Genomic DNA, 22091 nt, shown 5'->3' on the forward strand with positions numbered 1-22091 from the left:
GTGGCCCGTGTGACTTGGGCGATTCCCGCCTCTGGCACACGCAATCCCGGATGCGGACGTCCGCGCCCGAGTCACCCGTGCCCCGCCTTGCTGCGCTGGAGGCTTTCGCGCGAAGGTGATGTCCACCATGGCGGAGAGCCCTCCTCGCGCGAACTCCTGGTGGACCTGGCCCCGTTCGCTCCTGTTGGCGCTCGCGCTCGGCACCCTCGTCTCCCTGCCCTCCCTTCGCGTCGGACTGCTGCTCGATGACCTGGTCCACCGGCTCGCCCTCTCCGGGCAGGTCGCCGCGCTGGGCGATTGGGGACCCCTGACGCTCTATGAGTTCGTGGGCGGACCGCGCACCGATCCACAGAGACTCCGTGAAGCCGGGCTGCTCCCCTGGTGGACCTCGGACACGTTGTCCATTCGCTTCTTCCGCCCCATCCCGAGCGCCCTGCTCTCCGCCGATGAATGGCTCTTCGGCGACGCTCCCCTCCCCGCCCATCTGCACAGCCTCGCCTGGTTCCTCGGTCTCATCGCCGTGGTGGGCTGGCTCCATCGACGACTCCTCCCCGCCCCCGTCGCCGCGCTCGCCACCGTCCTCCACGCCATCGCCGCCGCGCACCTGTTCCCCGTCGCGTGGCTCGCCGCCCGACATCCCCTGGTCTCCGCGCTGCTGGGCCTCCTCGCCCTCGCCGCACACCTGCGCGCCCGTGAAGACAGCTGGGCTCCCGGTCGTGTCCTCGCGCCCCTCGCCCTCGCGCTCGCGTTGCTCTCGGGCGAAGCCGCGCTGAGCGCCGTCGCCCTCCTCGGCGCCTACGAGCTGTTCGGCCGTCGCGACACCCTCCACACCCGGATTCGCTGGCTCGCGCCCTACGCGGTCCTCGTCGTCGCCTATCTCGCCTTCTACGCAACCCAGGGCTACGGCGCGCGCGGCAGCGGCGGCTACCTCAACCCCATCGCCGCTCCCGGCGACTTCCTCGCCACCCTCCTCCAGCGCGTCTTCATCCTCATGGGCGAGCTCGTCGTGGCCACCCCCTCCGACGCCGCCGCGGGCACCCCCGCCTCCCACGCGGGCTTCGCGGCCTGGGGTGCCCTCACCTCGGCACTCGTCCTGCTGATGTTCCGCGCCATCCGCCCGCTCCTCTCCGAACAGGAGCAACACTCCCTCCACTGGCTCATCCCCGGAGGCATCGCCGCCACCCTCCCCGGCGCCGCCGGCATCATCGGCGGCCGGGTCCTCATGGTGCCGCTCCTCGCCGGCAGCGCCCTCATCGCGACGCTCATCCTCCGCGGCTGGACCGCCGCTCGTGAAGCCCAACGTCCCCGTCGCCATCGACTGCTGCTCTGGACGGCCGTCAGCGCCCTCGTCCTCGGCCACTGTCTCCTGGGCCCCGCGTTCCGTGTGGGACTCGGCATCTCCCTGGGCCGCCTCGCCGACGCGCAGTGGCGCATCGCCCGCGAGGCGCCTCCTTGCAAGGGGACCCTCGTCCTGGTCGTCGCCGCGGACCCGAGCATCTCGCTCTACGTCCCCGCCGCCATGGCCCTTCAGGGCCGCGCCCCCCAGCACTACCGCCTGCTCAGCGCCGCACCCCATGACCACGTGCTCGAGCGGACCTCCGCCCACGCGTTCGACCTCATCGTGCGCGGCACACCCCGCAACCTGGGATTCTGGGAGCAGGTCAACCGCGACGTGCCTCCGCCTCAAGGCTCACGACTGACGTTGGGCGACCTCCTCGTCACCGTGAAGGAGTCCACCGACACGGGCTTCACCCGCGCGAGCTTCGACTTCGGCCGACCCCTCGAGTCCGACGCGTTCTGCTTCGTCACCTGGAGCGACACCGGCCTGCGTCGAATCGACCTGCCCGCTCCTGGCCAACATCTCGCTCTGCCTTACAGCCGGGGTCCCGCAGGGATGTGAACACTCCCCCGCGAGGGGCTGTGCATGAGCCGACGCGGGCCCGGCAGGTCGATTGCCCGAGCCAGGGCACCGGCGCGCAAATCGCGCCACTCCACCTCTGCCCCAGGCCCTCATGACGCCACTCCGCATGCTCCGCCTCGCACCGCTCCTCGCTTGCGCCCCGTTGTTCCTCTCCGCCTGCAACGACGACAGCGACGATGACTCGCTGGAGCCCGACGAGGCGCAGTTCAAGGTGATGACCCGCAACATCTACCTGGGCGGCAACATCGAGCTGCTCGCCACCGCCCAGGCCCCCCAGGACATCCCCGCCCTCGCCGCGCGCATCTACACCACGGTCCAGGCCACCGACTTCGCCGCGCGCGCCAAGCTGATCGCGGATGAAATCCAGGCCACCGACCCCGCGCTCATCGGCCTGCAGGAGGTCTCCCTCTTCCGCACCCAGAGCCCGAGCGACTTCAGCAACAACCCGCTGCCCAACGCGACCACCGTGACGTATGACTTCCTGGCCATCCTCCAGGCCGAGCTCCAGGCCCGGGGCCTGAGCTACCGCGTCGCCGCCACCATCCAGAACGCGGACGCGGAGGTCCCCGCGGCGCTCGCCGGCAACGCCACCGACCTCACCGATGTCCGCCTGACGGACCGCGACGTCATCCTCGCGCGGGGCGACGTGCAGATCGCCAACGTGGAGACCGCGAACTTCGCCTTCGCCCAGGACGTCCCCGTGGGCGGCGCGTCCATCCGCTTCACGCGCGGCTACGCCAAGCTCGACGCCACGCTGAACCGCGTCCCCTTCACCTTCGTCAACACCCACCTGGAGACGCTCCGCCCCGGCAACGAGAACCAGGCCGCGGAGCTGGCCGCCCTCGTCAACACCTACAAGCGGCCGCTCATCGTCGTCGGCGACATGAACACCGGCCCGGGCGCGGTGACCACCGGCTACGACACCCTCGTCAGCGCGAACACCGGACTGGTCGATGCCTGGACGCGCGTGGGCACTGGCGACGGCTTCACCTGCTGCTTCAGCGAGACGGTGAACGACACCACCACGGCCGCGCTCGACGAGCGCATCGACCTGGTGCTGTTCGCCGACGATGACGACGACATCGACGTGCGCTCGGCCATCATCGTCGGCAACCAGCTGGACGACCGCAACGCCGCGGGCCTCTGGCCGTCCGACCACGCGGGCGTGGTGGTGGAGTTCCGCGTCGAGCGCTGAGGGGGTGACACACGGAGGGCTGGAGGTCTCCCGGGTCCGGGAGTATTCAAGCCCCCACATGTCTCTTCGCCTCATCAAGCGCCTGTCGCGGGACTGGTTCCTCCTGGGGATGCTCGGTGCCGTGGGGCTCGCGCTCCTCTTCCCCGACTTCGGCAGGTCCGGCGGCGCGATGCACGCCGACGTCGTCACCAACGTCGGCATCTTCCTGGTCTTCTTCCTGCACGGCCTGGGCATGCCCACTTCCCAGCTCAAGGCCGGCGCCCTCCAGTGGCGGCTGCACGTGCTGGTGCAGTCGTTCACCTTCCTCGTCTTCCCCGCGCTCTGGATGGTGCTCAACCTCATGGTGGGCCGGTGGGTGTCGGACGAGGTGTCGCTCGGCTTCCTGTTCCTCTGCGCCGTGCCGTCCACCATCTCCTCTTCCGTGGCGATGACCGGCGTGGCCCGGGGCAACGTGGCGGGCGCCATCTTCGACGCGAGCCTGTCCAGCCTCCTGGGCATCGTCCTCACCCCGCTCATCGTCGGCCTGCTCGCGCAGACCACCGGGGCGCGCCTGTCCATGGGCGAGGCCATCCTCAAGCTGTCCGCGCTGCTGCTGTTGCCCCTGGCCCTGGGACAGCTGGCCCGGCCGCTCCTGGGCGCGACGTTCGCCCGCCATCGCAAGTACACCAACGGCATCGACCGGCTGTTCATCCTGGTGCTCGTCTACGCGTCCTTCTGCGACTCGGTGGCCTCCGGCATCTTCGGCCTCCACGGCGGCGCCACCCTGGCGCTGGTGCTCGGAGGGGCGGCGCTCATCCTGGTCATCGTCCTGACGCTGAGCACCCAGGCCGCGCGGCGACTGGGGTTCGACAAGGAGGATGAGATCGCCGCGGTGTTCTGCGGCTCGAAGAAGACGCTCGCCTCGGGCGTGCCCATGGCGCGGCTCCTGTTCGGCGCGCACCCGGCCCTGGGGCTCATCGTCCTGCCCCTGATGTTCTACCACCAGCTCCAGCTCCTGGTGTGCTCGGTGCTCGCGGAGCGCTACGCGGCCCGCCCACAGGGGCCCTGAATCGGCGATGCTACGCGGATGGCACCGATGCGACGTGACCCCACCGTGGCGGCGGTTCGGCACTTCAACCGCTTCTACACGCAGAAGATCGGCGTGCTGGACGAAGGCCTGCTCCACAGCGAGTTCTCGCTCACCGAGGCGCGCGTCATCTACGAGCTGTACCACCGCGAGTCCCCCACCGCGACGGAGCTCAGCCGCGAGCTGGCGCTCGACGCGGGCTACCTGAGCCGGCTGTTGCGCAACTTCAGCAACCAGGGCCTCATCGAGAAGGTCCCCTCCGCGCTCGACGCCCGCCAGCACCTGGTGCGGCTCACCGACAAGGGCGAGCAGACCTACAACCGGCTCAACAGCCGCTCCAACGACTCCATCCGCGCCCTGCTCTCCCCGCTGCGCGCCGACGAGCGCCCGCGCCTCCTGGACGCGATGCAGACCATCGAGGAACTCCTGGGCGAGCGCTCCACCCAGGCCGCCCAGGCCCACGTCGTCCTGCGCGAGCACCGCCCCGGGGACATGGGCTGGGTCGTCCAGCGCCACGGCGTCCTGTACAGCCAGGAGTACGGCTGGGACCTGCGCTTCGAGGCGCTGGTGGCCGGCATCACCTCGCGCTTCATCCAGGATCGGGACCCGGCGCGGGAGCGCTGCTGGATCGCCGAGCTGAACGGCCGCCCCGTCGGCTCGGTGTTCCTGGTGCGCGACACCAAGACGGTGGCGAAGCTGCGCCTGCTGCTCGTGGAGCCCTCGGCCCGGGGCCACGGCGTCGGCACGAAGCTGATGGACGCCTGTCTCCAGTTCGCCCGCGAGGCCGGCTACCGCAAGGTGCGGCTGTGGACGGAGCAGCAGCTCCACTCGGCGCGCCGCATGTACGAGCGCGCGGGCTTCACGCTCGTGGGCAAGGAGCCTCACGCCATGTTCGGCGAGGGCCTGATGAGCGAGACGTGGGAGCTGAAGCTCTGAACGAAGAAGGCGGCCCCACGCGTGAGCGCGAGGCCGCCGGGAGGACCCCGGGCGACGGTGGGAGCGCCCCGCGCGAGCGCGCCCCACCGTGCCGGAGGTCAGGGGGAGCGCCGGACTACAGCGGGCTCACGCAGGTGCAGGTGCTGGCCGCGCCGTAGCAGGCGGCGCTGCTGCCCGCGGCGACGACGGAGTAGCAGGTGTTGTGGCCGGAGAGGACCTCGCCGTCCACGTAGTTGGTGGCCGTGGTGGTGGCGACGCGCGCCTTGCCGTACTGGCAGCCGTTGATGCCGTCCGACTTCATCACCCAGTACTGGGTCGCGCCGCTGACGGCGCTCCAGCTCAGGGAGACCTGGCCCGTGGCCGGCGTCACCGTGACGGTGGGCGCCGCCGAGGGGCCGCCCGAACAGCCGCTGTTCACCGGCGCCGGGGTGGAACAGGCGATGTTGTGGCGGTTGAACGCATTGTAGATGGCCGTCATGTGCGGCGTGCCATCGTTGATGTTGCCGTTGTCGTCGTCCGCCGCCAGCCACTGCTTGTAGCCGTTGGTGGCCGCGCAGCCGTCGGACGTGCCCGCCGTGCAGTTGCAGGCGTGCCACGAGCCGATGTTGCCGCTGCCCTGGTAGAACACCTTGTTGCCGATGTTCTGCGCCGTGTTCCAGTCGTAGTTGAACGGCGCCGAGCGCAGGTCCCGCGCGATGAAGTCCCACGCGGCCTGACGCACGGGGGACGCGGCGCAGTGCACCTGACGGCTGCAGGGGCCGGTGCCGCTGGAGCAGCGCGTGCAGACGAAGTTCTGCGGGGTGGTGGGCGTGGGCGGGTTGTGGGCCGCGTAGTCGGCGTCCCGGACACCCGAGCAGTTGGTCGCGCACCAGGCCCCGCCCGTCTGCGCCTCGTTGACGTTGTAGCCCGTGCCATCGGCCGTCATGCCGCAGCCGTTGTTGAGCGTCTGGAAGAAGCCGTAGCCCACGCACGAGGCCGGAGACTGGCCGGAGGTCGGCGTGGCCGACGGGTTGAACGGCAGGCGGTACATGGACGCGATGTCGGCGTAGGCCTCGCTGGAGTTGCTCAGCGTGCCGGCCGTGTCGTTGTCATCCATGCCGTGGCCCCACTCGTGGTCGAACACGGCGGCAATCTCCCCCGTGTTCCGGCAGCCACCGCCGCTGCGGTAGAAGTTCACGGTGGAGCCGTTCCAGAAGGCGTTGCAGGTGCTCTGGATGTTGACGTTGGCCGTCATGGACGCCTGCAGCCAGGTGTTGGTGGGCAGCCAGCCGCGCGCCAGCTCCTTGATGCGGTTGAGCTCGTAGAACGCGCTGCGGGTCGCCGCCGTGTTGCCGCTCGTCGGCGACGGGCAGGTCACGGTGCCGGTGCCCAGGTTGATGTTGCCCGCGCCGGAGGCGCTGAGCGAGCCGCAGGTGTCGGAGAGGCGGATGTACCGGCCGTTGAGCGTGGTGGTCGTCGTGCCGGAGGTGTAGTTGTAGACGCCGTAGCCGTCCGTGTAGACGCCGGTGCCCACGTTGGCCCAGGGCATGGGGTAGTTGGGCTGGTGGGCGCCGCAGAACGAGCCGGGCGTGCACGGGTTGGGGATGCCCGTGTTGGTGAACACGTAGGCGCCGCCCGTCACGGACTGGTCGAAGTAGTGGTTGTCGTCCTCGAGCGCGAGCACGTCACCGGTGGCCGCGTCCACGGTGACCTTCCAGCGCTCGTGGCCCTCGGTGGTGGTGAAGCCGTACGTCCACACCAGCTGGTGCGTCATGCCCCGGCCGAAGCCCGCGTTGGGCACGGACACCGGCGTCACCTCCAGCGTGGGCTCCTTCCAGATGCCCTCCGGGCTCTCGTACAGGCCGAAGCGCTCGTGCGCGAGCACCGTGGCCTTCTCCGCGTCCACCAGCGGCATCGGCGACACGCCGATGTTCGCCCAGGACTCGGTGCCCAGGAGGATGAGGTTGCCGTGGCTGATGGTGGCCGCCAGCCGCCCGTACCGCACGGGGATGCCCTGGTACTGCTGCGGGATGGAGACCTGCCACAGGTCCGGGGTGATCTGATCCGCCCGGGCCTCGCCCAACTGGAGCAGGTCCACGCCCACCGCGGCGCGGTTGGCCTCCACGAACTTGAAGACGAGGTCGGCCACGACGGCCCCGTCCACCTTGTCGACCGAGCGCCCCAGCTGCCGGCCCAGGCTCCCCAGGGTCAGCTTGTTGCCCACCCCGTTGCCGGGGATGAGCGGGACGGCGCCCTGGATGTTGGCGGCCGTCCCCGTCACGACGTCGATGTAGATCTCGAAGTTGTTCCCGTTGCGGGCGAAGAAGTCGTCCCAGACCTTCTTGCTGTCAGGGCCCAGCTTCGGCAGGGCCTCGGACAAGGGCACCTGCCCGCTGGCCAACGACAGCTCGGGCTTGAAGAACGCCTGGGAGGCCAGGGCGCCCTTGGGGGAGTTGTCCGTGGGATTGAAGCCCCACGCCTGGGACGTCGCCATCACTGCCATGCATACGGCGGCTTTCACGACGCTGCGCATTGCGGTGCTCCTTCACGTGAAGGACCAACGAAACGGGGACTCCATGGGGCCGGGATTGGCCCAAGGAATCCCCGGGTTGCGCATAATCCAGATTTGCACGGAGAGTGCTTTAGATTGGCACTAAAAGTGTTTCCCGCAAGACTTTGACTAGACGCGGTACGTGGCCGCCACGGTGTCCATCTGAGCGGCGACCTCCCGCAGGGAGGCGGTGATGCGCTGGGCGGCCTGAAGGCCTTGCATGGACTCCTCCATCATCCGGGACAGGTCGGTGACGGCGGTGAAGATCTGCGCCACGCCGGCGTTCTGCTGGGTGACGGCGGCGGCGATCTGCTGAGCGGCGGAGGCGTTGTCCTGGATGATGCCGGTGAGCTCGCGGAGGCTGTCGCCGCTGGCGCGCACCTGGGTGAGGCCCGTCTCCGCGCTGCCCTGGCTCTGCTCGGCCTGGGTGACGGTGGACTGGATGGAGCGGCGGATGTCCTCGAGGATCTCCCGCACGCGGCCGGTGGAGGTGATCGACTGGTCGGCGAGGCTGCGGATCTCGCGCGCCACCACGCCGAAGCCCTTGCCGTGCTCGCCCGAGCGCACGGACTCGATGGCCGCGTTGAGGGCGAGCATGTTGGACTGGTCGGCCAGGTCCTTCACCGTCTGGGTGATGCCGCCAATCTGCTGGGTGCGCTCGTTGAGCGCGGCGATGCTGCGGGCGACGACGCCCACCTGCTCGCGCAGCTCCTCGAAGCCCTGGAGGCTGGCGGAGACCGTGGCCTCGCCGGCCTGGCCCACCTCGCGGGCGCGGGCGGTGACGCCGAGCACGGCCTGGGAGCGCTCGGCGGCCATCAGCGAGGTCTGCTTGATCTCCTGCGCGGTGACCTGCGTCTCCTGGAGGGCGGCGGCCTGCTTCGTCAGCGTGCGCTCCTGCTGGGCGGCGGCGGCGGTGAGCTCGGAGACCGTCTGGCTGAGGACCTTGGTGCCCGCCTGCAGGCCGCGGGTGGACTCGCGCAGGTGCTCCATCATCAGGGCGAAGGCGGAGGCGAGCTCCCCCACCTCGTCGCGCCGGGTGGAGACGTCCACGCGCTGGGTGAGGTCGCCCTCGCGCACCACGCGGGTGACCACCTGGCTCAACCGGGAGATGGGCCCAGTGGCGCCGCGCGCGAGCAGGAAGCCGCCCACACCGGCCACGACGAGCGCCAGCGCCGTCAGCCCCACGGCCACCCTGCCCGCCTCCGCCAGCGGCGCGTACGCGTCCTCCGGGTCCACGGTGGCCACGAAGCGCCAGCCGTCGCCCACGTCCCGCACGCTGCTGGCGTTGACCGCCTCCACGCTGACGACGTCATCGGGCCGGGCGATGTCCCGCTCGTGCGTGTCGAAGAGCGTGGTGCCCTGCGCGTCCAGCACCTCCAGCGCGAAGCTCTTCTGGCCCCGGGCGCGGGAGCGCTCCAGCGCGGGCGCCACCACCTCGCCCACCTGGCTCCACTCGTAGGCGGCCAGCAGCACGCCGATGCGCGCGCCGCTGATGGGGCTGAGCACGGGCACGGCCAGCGGGAGCACGGTGCGCTCGAAGAACGGGTCCACCTTCGTGAAGCCGGTGATGTCCTGGGTGCCGTTGAGCGCGGCCTTGAACCAGGGCGCGGCGCGCACCTGGCTCTCGCGGCCCTCGTAGGCGCGTCGCAGCTTCTCCTCGCTGGCGGACACCGCGCGGCCGTCCTCGGTGAAGAGCACCAGGCCCGCGAACGAGGGGTGGCGCTTCTCCAGGGCGACGAGCACCGCGTCGCTCTTCTCGAAGGTGTCGAACAGCAGCGCGCCGCGGAGGATGGCGTCCTCGGACCAGGAGCGCGCGTTGGCCTCGCGCTCCACCAGGGCGCTCTCCACCAGGTCTCTCAGGCCCTGGGCCTCCACGCGCAGGGTGGCGTGGATCTGGTCCTGGAGGTTGTTGAAGACGAAGACGCGGCCCAACAGGTTGAAGGGCAGCAGGGCCCCGAGCGTGAGCAGGGCGACGGCCACCGTCAGTCGGGTACGAAGGGAGAGTCCGTCGAAGAGGCGCATGGGGTGGCGGCGGGACTTCAGAGGTCGAGCAGGGAGAGCGAGAGGGTGACGGCGCCGATGACGCGGCCCGCGTCGCGGACCGGCAGGGACACCTGGACCACGTAGGCCTGGGAGGACTCGTCGAAGAAGGGCTTCTCCTCGAGCATGCGTCCCTCGCGGAACGGCACCTGGAACTTCTCCTCGTCACCCTGCCAGTAGTCGGACGTGCGGCGCGTGGCGCCCACCAGCGCGCCCAGCCGGTCCATCGCGAAGGCCTCCGCCACCACCCGGCTGCCCAGGGCCTCGCGGTGGCGCGCCAGCACCCGTGAGCAGCTCGCGTCGAGCACGCGCTGCTTGAAGGGCGTGAGCGCCGGCGTGGACAGCCAGACGTCATCCTCCGCGCGGATGGTGGCGAGCGTCAGGCCGCGCGCGTTCTGGGCCCGCACGGCTTGAACGAGCTCCGGATCCGCGGCCACGCGCTGCAACGCCGCCTGGAGCCGGCTCACCTTCGCGAGCTGCGCGGCGCCGTCCGGAGGAAGTCCTCCGAGCAGCAGGAGCGCCATGCCGAAATGCCACATCACGACCTCAACGCGTCCGCACGCTGCATCGGCGAGACAGACTTCCCCCTCTCCGCCGGCGGATGTGTCGACGATACATGAATGAGACGTCGCCGGTGAGCCCCACACCTGAACGGCCCCTCACCTTCCCTCCGCTCACCTGCCCGCCCGGAGCCATCCTGACCCAGGCTCAGCCCCGCTCATTCGTGAAACACTGAAACCCCAAGCGGACGACGAGGCTGCGCCGGGTACAACGTGACCGCGAGCCCTTCGCGTCAGCGATGTCTTCAGCGAACCGCCTGGGCGAAGTGACGTGCGAGTCTTTGCAGCAGCTCGCGGTTCTCCGGCTCCGCGGCCTCGAGCCTGGGGAGCTGGCTCACCAGCTGCGTCACGTCCTTGTGACGCAGCGCGAGGTCCTCGGCGCCCAGCTCGAACCAGCGTCCCAGCTCGCGCGCGGTCAGCTCCAGGTGGAACTGGAAGCCGTAGGAGCTGCCCAGCCGGAAGGCCTGCTGCGTGTAGCGGTCCGTGGACGCGAGCAGCGTCGCGCCGGGCACGGCCTTGAACGTGTCACCATGCCAGTGGGCCACGGTGCAGCGCGGGCGCGCGCCGGTGATGACGGCGTCCTTCAGGGCCTCCGGCGTCCAGCGCACCGGGCCCACGCCGACCTCGAAGCCGTTCTTGCCGGGGAAGACCTCCGCGCCCGCCGCGTCCGCGAGCAGCTGCGCGCCCAGGCAGATGCCCAGGCACGGGCGCTCATGGGCCAGCCGTTCCATGAGGATGGAGCTCTCGTCGCGCAGGAACGGGTGCTGGTCGGCTTCGTAGACGCCCATGGGGCCGCCCATCACCACCACCAGCTCCGCGTCCACGTCCTCGTGCCGGACGGCGCGGAAGCGGTGGACCAGCGTGAAGCCCACCTCCGTCAACGCGGGTCCCAGCAGGCCGACGCCCTCGTGCTCCTCGTGCTGATACACCACCGCGCGCATCGTCACGTCCCCTTCCGCCCCGCCTGGGGCCGCCCGGCCTGCGACGTCCTTCGCTCACGACGTGGGCTTGTCGCCCTTCAGGATGCGCAGCAGTCCCTCCTGCGCCACGGACGCGACGAGCCTTCCCTCGCGCGTGTAGACGGAGCCGCGAGACAGGCCGCGCGCGTTGCCGGACCACGGGCTGTCCATGACGTACAGGAGCCAGTCGTTCACCTTCAGGTCCCCATGGAACCAGAGGGCGTGGTCCAGGCTCGCGCCGATGACGTGGGGCTGGAAGAAGCTGGCCGCGTGCGGCAGCAGCGCGGTGCTGATGAGGTTGAAGTCGGACGCGTACGCGAGCACGTACTTGTGCACCTGCGGGTCCTCCGGGAGCGCTCCGTCCGCGCGAATCCAGACGGCCTTGCGAGGCTCCCCCGGCACCGGATGGAACGGGTCCATGTAGTCCACCGGCCGCATCTCGATGGGCTTGTCGCAGAGGATCTTCTCGCGCAGCCGCGCGGGGATGCGGTCCACCTGACGCTTGAGCAGCTCCAGGTCCGTGGGCAGCCCCTCGGGAGGCGGCACCGCCGGCATGGGCGACTGGTGCGCGTACCCGGGCTCGTCGCCGTGGAAGGAGGCCATCATCGTGAAGATGGGCTGCCCCTTCTGGATGGCGACGATGCGCCGCGTGCTGATGCTGCCGCCGTCGCGCACCCGGTCCACCGTGTAGACGACGGGCTGGCTCGCGTCGCCGGGCCGCAGGAAGTACCCGTGCAGCGAGTGCACGTGCCGCGCGGTCTCCACCGTCTGGCTCGCCGCCGACAGGGCCTGCCCCAGCACCTGTCCGCCGAAGAGCTGACGGAAGCCCAGATCCTGGCTCTTTCCGCGAAAAAGGTTTTCCTCGATGACTTCCAGCTTGAGGAGTTCCAGCAGCTCGTCCAGGACGCGGCTCATGAGGCGTCGTCCTAGCCGACCCTGGCCACGGCTGTCGCGCCCCGTGTGCGTGACGCGTCCCGGAGAGGACGGCCGCTCGGGGAACGAAAGGAAATGAGGAGCGGGGCCGGGCGTTGAGCCAGGGAAGCCCTTCTTCCACGAGCCCGCCCTTGCGCACACCCCATCTGCTGACGACGCTGTGCCTGTTGCCCTCGCTGGCCCTCGGCGCCGAGCCCGCCGCGCCCCCGTCCGACGCGGAGCGCTGGTGGGGCCATGTCCGCCACCTCGCCGACGACGCACTGCAGGGGCGGGACACCGGCAGCGAGGGCCACCGCAAGGCCGCGGCCTACGTGGCCGAGCAACTGGCGGCGCTCGGCGTCAAGCCCGGCGCGGGTGACAGCTACCTCCAGGAGGTGCCGCTCGTCTCCCGACAGCTCGTCGAGGCGAAGTCGAGCCTGGCGTTGGTGCGTGACGGCCGCGCCAAGGCGCTGGTCATCGGTCAGGACGCCATCATCTCCCCGCGCTCGGGCGAGGCGGGCTCGGTGGAGGCGCCCATGGTCTTCGTGGGCCACGGGCTGTCCATCCCGGAGGCGGGCCACGACGACCTGGCCGGCGTGGACTTGAAGGGGAAGATCGCCGTCTATCTCCAGGGCGGCCCGGCGCACGTCTCCGGCCCGCTGCGCGCGCACCACAGCTCGCAGGCCGAGCGCACGAAGGCGCTGAAGAAGGCGGGCGCCCTCGGCACGGTGATGCTGCTCAACCCGAAGCTGGAGGAGACGCCGTGGTCGCGCACCGCCGCGTCGCGACACCAGAAGGCGATGACCTTCGCGGACCCGGCGCTGGATGAGAGCACGGGCCTGAAAGTGGGCGTCACCGTCAACGCGGCCCACGCGCAGAAGCTGTTCGCCGGCGCGCCGCACTCGTTCCAGGACCTCCTGAAGCGGGCGAACGCGAACCAGCCGATGCCGCGCTTCGAGCTGCCCGCGCGCCTGAAGGCGAGCTCCGAGCGTGTGTCCTCGCGCACGACGTCGCCCAACGTGGTGGGCCTGCTGCCGGGCAGCGACCCGGCCCTGGCCGGTGAGTACGTGGTGCTCACCGCGCACCTGGACCACGTGGGCGTGGGCCAGCCCGTGGACGGTGACAACCTCTACAACGGCGCCATGGACAACGCGACGGGCGTGGCCGCGGTGCTGGAGGTGGCGCGCGCGCTCACGGCCCGGAAGCCGGGGCGCTCCGTGCTGTTCGTGCTGGTGACGGGCGAGGAGAAGGGCCTGCTCGGCTCGCGCTACTTCGCGCTGCGCCCCACGGTGCCCGCGGACACGCTGGTCGCCAACTTCAACCTGGACATGTTCCTGCCGCTGTTCGCCTTCGAGCGCGTCGTCGCGTACGGCCAGGAGGAGTCCAACCTCGCGACGCCGCTGGCCCAGGTCGCCTCCCGGCACGGCGTGAAGCCGATGCCGGACCCGGAGCCCCACCGGCTGCTCTTCATCCGCAGCGACCAGTACTCCTTCATCCGCCAGGGCGTGCCGGCCCTGTCCTTCAAGTTCGGCTACGCGCCGGGCTCCGCCGAGGAGCGCGCCTTCAAGGCCTGGTACTCGCGCCACTACCACGCGCCGTCGGATGACCTGTCGCAGCCCATCCACCAGGAGGGCGCCGTGAAGTTCGTCCGCATGCTCGCGGACCTGACGCTCGCTGTGGCCAACGCCCCGGAGCGCCCGCGCTGGAACGACGACAGCTTCTTCCTGCGCTTCGCGCCGACGAAGGCGAACGCGACCCCCTCCCTGAGCAATCCATGACACCGCCCATGCGGGCCCGGTAACACGCGTACAGGTGTAGCTTTCCATCGACGTGACAAACAATGACGCCCGGCGTCATCGCTGCTCACGTGCGGGATGCAAATCGCAAGGGGTGGCTTGAAGCGAGACACCCATTTGCGCCACGCTTGTTTGCATTGAGACATCTGCCGCGAGACGGGCGAGGAGCGCCCGCACATCGACGGGGGGCGAATGCAGTCAAACGTGTTCACCGCGGTTCTGATTCCACTGTCGTTGGCCGTCATCATGCTCGGCCTGGGACTGTCGCTGACGCTCGCGGACTTCAAGCGCGTCATCGTCTACCCGCGAGCGGTGATCGTGGGGCTCGTGTGCCAGATGCTGGTGCTTCCCGCCGGCGGTGTTCTCATTGCCCATGCCTTCGGACTGGGGCCGGAGCTGGCGGTGGGGCTGATGTTGCTGGCGGCCTCCCCCGGCGGCGCGACGGCGAACCTCTTCAGCCACCTGGCCCGCGGTGACGTGGCCCTGAACATCACGCTCACGGCGGTCAACAGCGCGCTGACGCTGGTGACGCTGCCGCTCATCGTGAACTTCTCGCTCAACCACTTCATGGGCGAGGACCGGGCGGTGCCCATGCAGTTCGCCAAGGTGCTGCAGGTCTTCATCATCGTGCTGGGGCCGGTGAGCATCGGCATGCTGGTGCGCTCGAGGAAGCCCCAGGTGGCGCTCAAGCTGGACAAGCCCATCCGCATCATGTCCGCCGCGTTCCTGGCGGTGGTCATCGCGGCGGCCGTGTACCAGGAGCGCCAGAACATCGGCGCGTACTTCCAGCAGGTGGGCCTGGCGGCGCTGAGCTTCAACCTGTTGAGCATGGGCGTGGGCTTCGTGACGCCGCTGCTGTTCCGGCTCCCCCGGCGTCAGGCGGTGGCCATCGGCATGGAGATCGGCATCCACAACGGCATCCTCGCGATGACGATTGCGATGAGCCCGCTGCTGTTGGGCAACGCCACCATGGCCATCCCGCCGGCCATCTACAGCATCATCATGTACTTCACGGCCGCGGCGTTCGGCTACGCGGTGACGCGACGCCACGCGGACGAGCAGGACTCTCCCGCCGCAACCCCCAGTCGTTCCTGAAGCACCCGCCGCGGTTCCTCCCCGCCGCGGTCTCCCCCACCCGAGGAAGTGTCGAGATGATGCTCAAGCGTCTATCGCTGTCCATCTGCACGCTCTGTTTGAGCCTGGGTCTGGTGTCCCCCGCGGCCGCGCAGCAGTCCGCGGCCACGCCGACGCCTCCGCCGGATGCTCCCACGGCCGGGCCCACGAACACCCCGGAGGTCGCCCCCGCCAGCGAGCCCTCCCCGGTCCCCCCACCCCGCCCCATCCCCAACGTCCGGCTGTACATGACCAGCTTCAACCTGTTCCGCGTCAACCCCATCGGGTTGGAGACGCAGAACCGGCTGGTCATCCAGAAGCGGCTGTTCAACAGCGAGTCCGTGCTGATGCGCGACACGTTCGTCAACGCCGCGGCCCTCATCAAGGCGAACCCCGCCTCGTTGAAGGTGGGGCCGATGTTCGAGATCCAGCCGATCGCCCTGTTCAACCTGCGGCTGAGCTACGAGTACACGAACTTCCTGGGGACCATGGGCTTCCTGCAGGGGTACGCGAACCCGCTGAACGACTTCTCGGATGACGCGCTGGATGCGCGCGAGGACGCGGCCTACAGCACCAGCGGCCACCACTTCCTGGTGGAGCCGACGCTGCAGGCGAAGGTGGGCCCCATCGCGGTGCGCACCAAGTTCAGCATCGAGTACTGGAACCTGTCGCTGCGCGACGGCGAGACGACGTTCTATGACCCGATGCTCGACTCGCTGCTCGCGGGCAAGGGCTGGGTCTTCACCAACGACTCGGACGTCGTCTACCTGTCCGGCCGGTGGATGCTGGGCGCGCGCTTCAGCGGCGTGTGGCCGCAGTACACCGAGGACCAGGGCGTCTCCGACGCGTTGAAGGCGGACAACAGCCACATGCGCGCGGGCCCCGTCGTCTCCTACGCCTTCAACACGGACGAGGGCACGATGTTCAACCGCCCCACGGTGCTGGGCATGGTGGCCTGGTACCTGAAGCACCCCAGCCGTCAGGAGGCGATGCCGTACCTGCTGCTGGGCTTCTCCTTCAACTCGGACCTGATGGGCGGGCGCTAGTCCGCGTCAGGGAGGAAGGGCCGCTCCCGCGAGAGGACTTCGCGGGAGCGGTGGTGGGGCCCGGGGCTCACGAAGGCCCCGGGGTTCGAATCAGTGGTGGCTGTCCGGGCCGTGAGCGTGGCCGTGCTCCAGCTCCTCGGCCGTGGCGGCGCGGACGTCGGCCACGGTCAGCTGGAAGTGCAGCGTCTTGCCGGCGAGCGGGTGGTTGTAGTCCACCACCACGGTGTCGCCCTTGATCTCCTTCACGAGCAGGTCGACCTCGTCGCCCTCGGGGTCCGTGGCGGTGAGGATGCCGCCCTCCTGGAGCTCCAGCCCTTCGGGGAACTCGTCACGGGGGACCTCCTCGAGGCCCTCGGGGTCATGCGGCCCGTAGCCGTCCTCGGGGGGGATGACGACCGACAGGCTGTCTCCCTTCGCCTTGCCCTCCAGGGCCTTCTCCAGGCCGGGGACGACCTCCTCGTGGCCCTGCAGGTAGACGAGCGGATCTCCCGGCTCGCTCTCGTCAATGAGCTTTCCATCGCCGAGGTGAAGCTTGAAGTCGATGGAGACGACACTGTCCTTCGCGATTTTCATGGCGCCTCTCTTAGCGCAGGCCGTTGTCCAACGCTCCCATCATGTGCTCGGCCGGTCTGCGGGAGGGCATGGGAGCGGGGCCCCCCGCCCGAAACCGGACGCAAGGGCTTTCAGGGGCCGGGGCGAGGTGGGCGGGCGCCCAGGTCCAGCGCGCGGGCCCGCGTGCTCCGGTCGATTCGGCCCTCCAGGCGAACGATGCGGCGCCGGTGGTCCTCCGGCAACTCCGCCGCCGCCGAGAGTCGGGCGTGGCGCAGCGCGGCCGCGAGGTCCTTGAGGGAGTGCTCGTAGAGCTTGGTCAGCTCCAGGTGCAGGCTCGCCGCCTGGAAGCCCCGGGCGGACTGGAGGGCCTGGTGCAGGTGGTCCGCGGCGGCCTGGGGCTCGCCGGCCATGCGGGCCAGGCGCGAGGCCAGGGCGTGGGCCTCCATGCCCACGGTGCCGGAGCCTTTCGTCGCCGCGGCCGCGAAGGCCCGGGCCCGGGTGTGGTCTCCCGCCCGGAGCGCCACGCTCGCGAAGCCGAGCAGGTCCCTGGGGTCCTCGTCCCGGGGAACGGCGGTGCCGTCGCCGGCGCGGAAGCGGCGGACCATCTCGCCCAGGAGGGCGGCGAGGAGGAGGAGGTCGTTGGCGTTGTGCTCGAGCACGGGCGTCAGCGAGGTGCCGTCGCCGCCGCGCAGGTAGCGGAAGTACAGGTCCGGGATGAGCGAGCCGTCCACGTCATCGACGCGGCGCAGGCCGAGCACCTGCTCCTCCATGTGGACCAGTCGCGTGCCGGCGCCCCGGTGCTTGAAGACGCGGCGGGCGCAGTGGAGCAGGTCCAGGTGGGGCAGCTCGGCGGGGGCCTTCACGCGGTTGAGGACGAAGCGCGTGCGCAAGAGCGGCCAGTCGAAGCTCTTGCCGTTGAAGGTGACGATGCAGGAGGAGCGGGCCATGCGCTCGGCGAGCACGCGCAGCATGGGGGCCTCTTCGCCGAGCTTGCGCAGGAAGAGCTGGTGGACGCGCAGCGAGCGCCCCTCGAACCAGGCGAGGCCCACGAGGAACGGCACGGTGCCGGTGCCGCCGGCGAGGCCCGTGGTCTCCGTGTCGAGGAAGAGCATGCGCTGGTAGTCCACGCCGGCCAGGTCCTCGTGGAGCGCGAGCCGGGCGACCAGGGCGCCCTCCACGTCGAGGGCGCCGGCCACGGGGGCGCTGCCGTGGTGGTGGTCCGGAGGCAGGAGGCGCTCGGAGACGTGGACGGTGCCGTGCGGTGTCTCCTGGGCCACGACGGGCAGCGGACCGGGAGGAGGACGAGGCTGGGTGGGGCGGCGCGCGGCCGTCTGACCCTGTCGCTCGGACCAGTCCGCGAGCATCCGCCGGAGGGACTCGATGCGCGGGTCGCTCGGGCGCGCGGGGGCCTGGGGCGATGCGGCGGCGGCTGACGGTTCGGGCGTGACGGCGTGGCGCGATGTCTCGTCCGGCCCGGGGGCTTGTCCCGTATGGGCAGGAGCCGGGGCGGCTGACACCGTCGGCGGCGGTGACGCAGGAGCGAAGGTGTTCGCCTCGGCGGAGCGCTCCGCGACGTTCCCCGGTGGAGCCCTCCCCTCGTCCGACGGCTCCGGGAGCGTGGCCACGCGGCTCGCGGGCTTGCCGCCGGGGCCCACGCCCGTCAGTCGCGCCAGCTTTCGCTTGAGGTCCACGCGCCGAGCCCTCCTCCGTCTACTGCACGCCCGCGACGCCGAGCAGGCTCAGCACCTCGAGCCCCAGGCGCTTGCGCGGATGCGGGTCCACGGGCGCCTGTCCCGGCATGACACCCGACGCCGGACCGATGCACGCCGGGCAGCCCTCTTCGCACGCGCAGGACTCCAGGAGTCGCCGCGCGCGCACGAGCAGCTCGTCGCGCTGGTCATACAGCCGCGCCGCCAGCCCCACGCCGCCGGGGATGTTGTCGTAGAGGAAGATGGTCGGATCGAACCCCACCCCGCCATCCTTGCGCGGAGGCCCGTCCGCGTCATCGCGGCTGCCCAGCGTCTTGCCGATGTCCCGAGGGTCGATCATCAACCCCACGCACGCCACCGTGCGCAGCGCCGTGGCGATGCCTCGCAGCGCGTCGATGACCGCGGGCCTCGGCGCCTTCATCGAGCGCACCACCGACTCCGGCACTGTCAGCCACAGCGCCGTGGTGTGCATCTGCATCTCCGGCAGCGCCACCTCGCCGTAACCGACGTTCTCGTGCGTGTGGTACTTGATCTTCTTGTACCCCACGACCTTCTCGATGACGCTCACCTCGCCCATGCCGGCCTGGAGCGACGGGCCCACGGGCGCGCCCTGGTCCTCCTGGATGACATTCACGCGCACGTACGTCATCGCGTCCGTGAAGTAGTCCGGCGCCACCTTGCGCACGAAGGCCTTGTGGTTCTCGTAGTCGAACTGCTCGACCTGATACTGCTCGGCCTCGTGCTGGTAGATGGCCTGCTCGTGCAACATCGTGTGCGCCGAGCGGAAGTCCATCTCCGCCAGCGTGCGGTCCGTGCCGCGCTCGATGATGACCACGTTGTCCCAGCCCACGCTGCGCAGTGACACGTGGTTCGCCGGATACGCATCCGAGGACCAGTGGAACACGCGCCGGCCGCCCTCCCCCGCCGTCGGATGCACCACCTGGTGCTGTGCGAGGAACCCCAGCGCCTCCGCCGTCGACTCCGCCGGCACGTCGCCGAAGGCCTCGCCCTCCTCGAACGGCAGCTCGAACGACGCGCACTTGAGGTGCTGGACGAGGATCTCCACGTTGTCCGGATCGATGCGCGCGTGCTCCACCGGCGCGCCGATGAGGAAGCGCGGGTCCGCGGCCATGTACTGGTCCAACGGCGCGCTCGACGTCACCAGCAACGCCAGGCTCCCCGCGCCACGACGTCCCGCGCGGCCGAAGCGCTGCATCAGCGCCGCCACCGAGCCCGGGTAGCCCGCGCACACCACCGCGTCCAGCGAGCCGATGTCGATGCCCAGCTCCAGCGCGTTCGTCGCGACGACACACCGAACCTCCCCCGCGCGCAGCGCCGCCTCCGTCGCCCGCCGCGTCCCCGGCAGATAGCCGCCCCGGTAGCCCTGGATGAGCGACGGATCCAGCTTCTCCTCGACGAACCGGTCGCGCAGGTACTTGAGCATCACCTCGATGTTGTTGCGCGACTGTCCGAACAGCAGCGTCGACACGCCCGCGCGCACCAGGTCCGACGTGAGCCGCACCGCCGTCTTGAGGTAGCTGGCCCGGATGCCCAGCTCCGCGTTGACCACGGGCGGGTTGAACACCATGACCCGCCGCTCACCCGCCGGCGCCCCGCTCTGGGCGACCAGCTCCACGTCACATCCGAGCATCCGCCGCGCGTGCGCCTGCGGATTGCCGATGGTCGCCGACGCGGCGATGAACACCGGGTCCGAGCCATGGAAGCGCGCCACCCGACGCAGCCGGCGCAGCACGTTCGCCAGGTGCGAGCCGAAGACGCCCCGGTACGTGTGCAGCTCGTCGATGACCACGTAGCGCAGGTTTGAGAACAAACGAGCCCAGCTCGCGTGGTGCGGGAGGATGCCCGTGTGGAGCATGTCGGGGTTGGTGAGCAGCACGCCCCCCCGCTCCCGGGCGGCGCGGCGTGCGTCCGCCGGCGTGTCCCCGTCGAAGGTGATCGCGCCATGCGTCAGCCCGGCCTCGCGCATGAAGGCCCGGAGGGATTCCTCCTGGTCCCTGGACAGCGCCTTGGTTGGGAACAGGTAGAGGGCGCGCGCCTGGGGCTCCCGGGCGAAGCGATCCATCAGCGGCAGGTTGTAGCAGAGGCTCTTGCCCGAGGCGGTGGGGGTGGCGATGACCAGGTTCCGGCCCGCGCGGGCCAGCCGGAAGGCCTCGGCCTGGTGGGAGAAGAGCTGCTCGACGCCTCGCTGGCGGAGCGCCTCCCGCACCTGGGGGGCCACGTCCTCGGGGATGGGCGCGAACGAGCCGACCCGGGCGGGGGTGGCCTCGTCGAGCGAGAAGCAGGGCGACAGGCCCCGGTCCGCCTTCCATTGCTGGAGCACGGAGTCCAACCCCCGGGGGGCGTTCCACGGGGTGCGACGCGGGCCACCGAAGGCCCCTTCTTCCTCCTCGAACTTCATGGGTCGGGCACTGTACAGGTGTATACCGGGGCGGACAACGCGAACACGGTCGAGCACGCCGGACGCGGCTCGGCTAGGTTCCCGCGCCCGTGGCCCTCGCCATCTTCCTGTTCACCTACGTCTTCATCGCCGGCGCCCGGCTCCCCTTCCTCAAGCTCGACCGCCCCGGAGGCGCGCTGCTCGGCGCGGTCCTCATGGTGGTGTTCGGCGTGGTCTCGCCCGCGGAGGTCTTCAACCACAGCGAGGACACCGCGAAGCACGCCATCGACGCGGACACCATCGTCCTGCTGCTCGGGATGATGCTGCTGGCCGCGTACATGTCCCAGGCCGCCGTCTTCCGCACGGCCGGCGCCTGGGCGGTACGTCGCGCCCGCACGCCCCGCCTGTTGTTGATCGCCGTGACGTTCATCTCCGCGGTGCTGTCCGCCTTCCTGGTCAACGACACGGTGTGCTTGATGCTCACGCCGCTGGTGCTCGCCACGGTGGATGACGCGAAGCTGCCGCCCGTGCCGTACCTGCTCGCCGTGTGCATGGGCAGCAACAGCGGCTCGGTGGCCACCTTCACCGGCAACCCGCAGAACATGCTCATCCAGGGCGCGTCGGGAATCTCGTACGCCAGCTTCGCGGCGTACATGGCGGTGCCCGCGCTCCTGTCGACCGTCATCGTCGCCGCCGCGCTGGTGTACCTCTTCCGCAACGAGCTGAGCACGAAGCGCTTCGAGCCCCAGCCGCCGCCGCCGCCCGTGGACCGCTGGCTCCTGGTGCTGACGCTCACGGTGACGGTGGGCGTCATCGTGGCCTTCTTCGCCGGGCTGCCCATGAGCTGGAGCGCGCTGGCCGGCGCCGCGCTGGTGATGGCCCTGTCCCGTCGCGAGCCGCGCGAGGCGCTCGAGCGCGTGGACTGGGTGCTGCTCTTGTTCTTCGCCAGCCTCTTCGTGGTGGTCTACGGCGTGAACAAGCACGGCTGGGCGGAGGAGATCCGCCTCATCTTCGCGCCGCTGATGGCGGGGCCGCCGTGGCGGGAGACGCTGGGCTTCGCGGGGCTGACGCTGGTGGCGTCCAACCTCTTCAGCAACGTGCCCTTCGTCATGCTCGCGCGCTCGTGGGTGCCCACGCTGCAGAACGTGGAGCTGGGCTGGCACGTGCTGGCCCTGGGCTCCACGCTGGCCGGCAACCTCACCCTCGTCGGCAGCGTCGCCAACCTCATCGTCTTCGAGGCGGCGCGCGGCAAGGTGGACATGTCCTTCATGCGCTACCTGCGCGTGGGGCTGCCCGTGACGCTCGTCAGCTTCGTGGTGGGGATCGCGGTGCTCCTCGCGGAGCACGCCCTGTTCTGA

The 22091-nt window shown here is 70.4% G+C and carries 16 protein-coding genes; 8 read left to right on the forward strand and 8 right to left on the reverse strand.

Annotated features, from left to right (window positions below; genetic code table 11):
• Positions 1-127 precede the first annotated feature (127 nt).
• The 4 genes from VZQ01_RS41250 (at position 128) to VZQ01_RS41265 (ending at position 5118) form a co-directional block, all read left to right on the forward strand.
• The gene (locus VZQ01_RS41250; protein ID WP_426746385.1) at positions 128-1900 is read left to right on the forward strand and encodes a hypothetical protein; all 1773 of its coding nucleotides are present in this window, start codon (positions 128-130) and stop codon (positions 1898-1900) included.
• Positions 1901-2027: 127 nt separating this feature from the next.
• A complete protein-coding gene (locus tag VZQ01_RS41255) occupies positions 2028-3116 on the forward strand; it encodes an exonuclease/endonuclease/phosphatase family protein (RefSeq protein ID WP_223748594.1) in 1089 nt (362 codons plus the stop codon).
• A 58-nt stretch (positions 3117-3174) separates the two neighbouring features.
• Positions 3175-4164, forward strand: coding sequence for a bile acid:sodium symporter family protein (locus VZQ01_RS41260; protein WP_223783292.1), 990 nt, complete (start codon positions 3175-3177; stop codon positions 4162-4164).
• A 27-nt stretch (positions 4165-4191) separates the two neighbouring features.
• Positions 4192-5118: a bifunctional helix-turn-helix transcriptional regulator/GNAT family N-acetyltransferase gene (locus VZQ01_RS41265; protein ID WP_426746386.1), complete on the forward strand. Its 927-nt coding sequence runs from the start codon at positions 4192-4194 to the stop codon at positions 5116-5118.
• A gap of 115 nt (positions 5119-5233) precedes the next feature.
• On the opposite strand, the gene VZQ01_RS41270 is transcribed toward VZQ01_RS41265, so the two are convergent.
• From VZQ01_RS41270 to tesB, 5 genes are all read right to left on the reverse strand, one after another.
• Positions 5234-7600 (reverse strand): hypothetical protein, encoded by a 2367-nt coding sequence (locus tag VZQ01_RS41270; RefSeq protein ID WP_407940328.1) that lies wholly within the window; start codon positions 7598-7600, stop codon positions 5234-5236.
• Positions 7601-7777: 177 nt separating this feature from the next.
• Positions 7778-9670 carry a methyl-accepting chemotaxis protein gene (locus VZQ01_RS41275; RefSeq protein WP_426746387.1) on the reverse strand — a complete coding sequence of 631 codons (1893 nt, stop codon included), beginning with the start codon at positions 9668-9670 and terminating at the stop codon, positions 7778-7780.
• 17 nt (positions 9671-9687) lie between these two features.
• On the reverse strand, positions 9688-10227 hold the full coding sequence (locus VZQ01_RS41280) for a PDC sensor domain-containing protein (RefSeq protein WP_408891726.1): 540 nt from the start codon (positions 10225-10227) through the stop codon (positions 9688-9690).
• Between the two features lie 266 nt (positions 10228-10493).
• Positions 10494-11189: a type 1 glutamine amidotransferase gene (locus VZQ01_RS41285; protein WP_426749033.1), complete on the reverse strand. Its 696-nt coding sequence runs from the start codon at positions 11187-11189 to the stop codon at positions 10494-10496.
• A gap of 54 nt (positions 11190-11243) precedes the next feature.
• Positions 11244-12122, reverse strand: a complete 879-nt coding sequence (gene tesB / locus VZQ01_RS41290; protein WP_426746388.1) for an acyl-CoA thioesterase II — start codon at positions 12120-12122, stop codon at positions 11244-11246.
• 149 nt (positions 12123-12271) lie between these two features.
• Between tesB and VZQ01_RS41295 the strand changes: the two genes are divergently transcribed.
• From VZQ01_RS41295 to VZQ01_RS41305, 3 genes are all read left to right on the forward strand, one after another.
• Positions 12272-13897 carry a M28 family metallopeptidase gene (locus tag VZQ01_RS41295; protein ID WP_426746389.1) on the forward strand — a complete coding sequence of 542 codons (1626 nt, stop codon included), beginning with the start codon at positions 12272-12274 and terminating at the stop codon, positions 13895-13897.
• Between the two features lie 222 nt (positions 13898-14119).
• Positions 14120-15010 (forward strand): bile acid:sodium symporter family protein, encoded by an 891-nt coding sequence (locus tag VZQ01_RS41300; RefSeq protein WP_223748601.1) that lies wholly within the window; start codon positions 14120-14122, stop codon positions 15008-15010.
• Between the two features lie 56 nt (positions 15011-15066).
• Positions 15067-16074: a hypothetical protein gene (locus VZQ01_RS41305; RefSeq protein ID WP_223748602.1), complete on the forward strand. Its 1008-nt coding sequence runs from the start codon at positions 15067-15069 to the stop codon at positions 16072-16074.
• A gap of 90 nt (positions 16075-16164) precedes the next feature.
• Here VZQ01_RS41305 and VZQ01_RS41310 read toward each other — a convergent pair whose 3' ends face one another.
• The 3 genes from VZQ01_RS41310 to VZQ01_RS41320 all read right to left on the reverse strand — a co-directional run bounded on the left by VZQ01_RS41310 (position 16165) and on the right by VZQ01_RS41320 (position 20754).
• A complete protein-coding gene (locus tag VZQ01_RS41310; RefSeq protein WP_141333454.1) occupies positions 16165-16647 on the reverse strand; it encodes an FKBP-type peptidyl-prolyl cis-trans isomerase in 483 nt (160 codons plus the stop codon).
• A 110-nt stretch (positions 16648-16757) separates the two neighbouring features.
• Positions 16758-18317: a ribonuclease H-like domain-containing protein gene (locus VZQ01_RS41315; protein WP_426746390.1), complete on the reverse strand. Its 1560-nt coding sequence runs from the start codon at positions 18315-18317 to the stop codon at positions 16758-16760.
• A gap of 19 nt (positions 18318-18336) precedes the next feature.
• Complete coding sequence (locus VZQ01_RS41320) at positions 18337-20754, reverse strand: DEAD/DEAH box helicase (RefSeq protein WP_426746391.1); 2418 nt, start codon at positions 20752-20754, stop codon at positions 18337-18339.
• Between the two features lie 89 nt (positions 20755-20843).
• Between VZQ01_RS41320 and VZQ01_RS41325 the strand changes: the two genes are divergently transcribed.
• Positions 20844-22091 carry an ArsB/NhaD family transporter gene (locus tag VZQ01_RS41325; RefSeq protein WP_223748605.1) on the forward strand — a complete coding sequence of 416 codons (1248 nt, stop codon included), beginning with the start codon at positions 20844-20846 and terminating at the stop codon, positions 22089-22091.

Origin of the sequence: Myxococcus faecalis (assembly GCF_050039385.1) — a bacterium.
GTDB classification, from domain to species: Bacteria; Myxococcota; Myxococcia; order Myxococcales; family Myxococcaceae; genus Myxococcus; species Myxococcus fulvus.

Coding starts and splice junctions, on each gene's coding strand:
- VZQ01_RS41250 (WP_426746385.1), top strand. CDS start 128: ATGGCGGAGAGCCCTCCTCGCGCGAACTCCTGGTGGACCTGGCCCCGT.
- VZQ01_RS41255 (WP_223748594.1), top strand. CDS start 2,028: ATGCTCCGCCTCGCACCGCTCCTCGCTTGCGCCCCGTTGTTCCTCTCC.
- VZQ01_RS41260 (WP_223783292.1), top strand. CDS start 3,175: ATGTCTCTTCGCCTCATCAAGCGCCTGTCGCGGGACTGGTTCCTCCTG.
- VZQ01_RS41265 (WP_426746386.1), top strand. CDS start 4,192: ATGCGACGTGACCCCACCGTGGCGGCGGTTCGGCACTTCAACCGCTTC.
- VZQ01_RS41270 (WP_407940328.1), bottom strand. CDS start 7,600: ATGGCAGTGATGGCGACGTCCCAGGCGTGGGGCTTCAATCCCACGGAC.
- VZQ01_RS41275 (WP_426746387.1), bottom strand. CDS start 9,670: ATGCGCCTCTTCGACGGACTCTCCCTTCGTACCCGACTGACGGTGGCC.
- VZQ01_RS41280 (WP_408891726.1), bottom strand. CDS start 10,227: ATGTGGCATTTCGGCATGGCGCTCCTGCTGCTCGGAGGACTTCCTCCG.
- VZQ01_RS41285 (WP_426749033.1), bottom strand. CDS start 11,189: ATGCGCGCGGTGGTGTATCAGCACGAGGAGCACGAGGGCGTCGGCCTG.
- tesB (WP_426746388.1), bottom strand. CDS start 12,122: ATGAGCCGCGTCCTGGACGAGCTGCTGGAACTCCTCAAGCTGGAAGTC.
- VZQ01_RS41305 (WP_223748602.1), top strand. CDS start 15,067: ATGATGCTCAAGCGTCTATCGCTGTCCATCTGCACGCTCTGTTTGAGC.
- VZQ01_RS41310 (WP_141333454.1), bottom strand. CDS start 16,647: ATGAAAATCGCGAAGGACAGTGTCGTCTCCATCGACTTCAAGCTTCAC.
- VZQ01_RS41320 (WP_426746391.1), bottom strand. CDS start 20,754: ATGAAGTTCGAGGAGGAAGAAGGGGCCTTCGGTGGCCCGCGTCGCACC.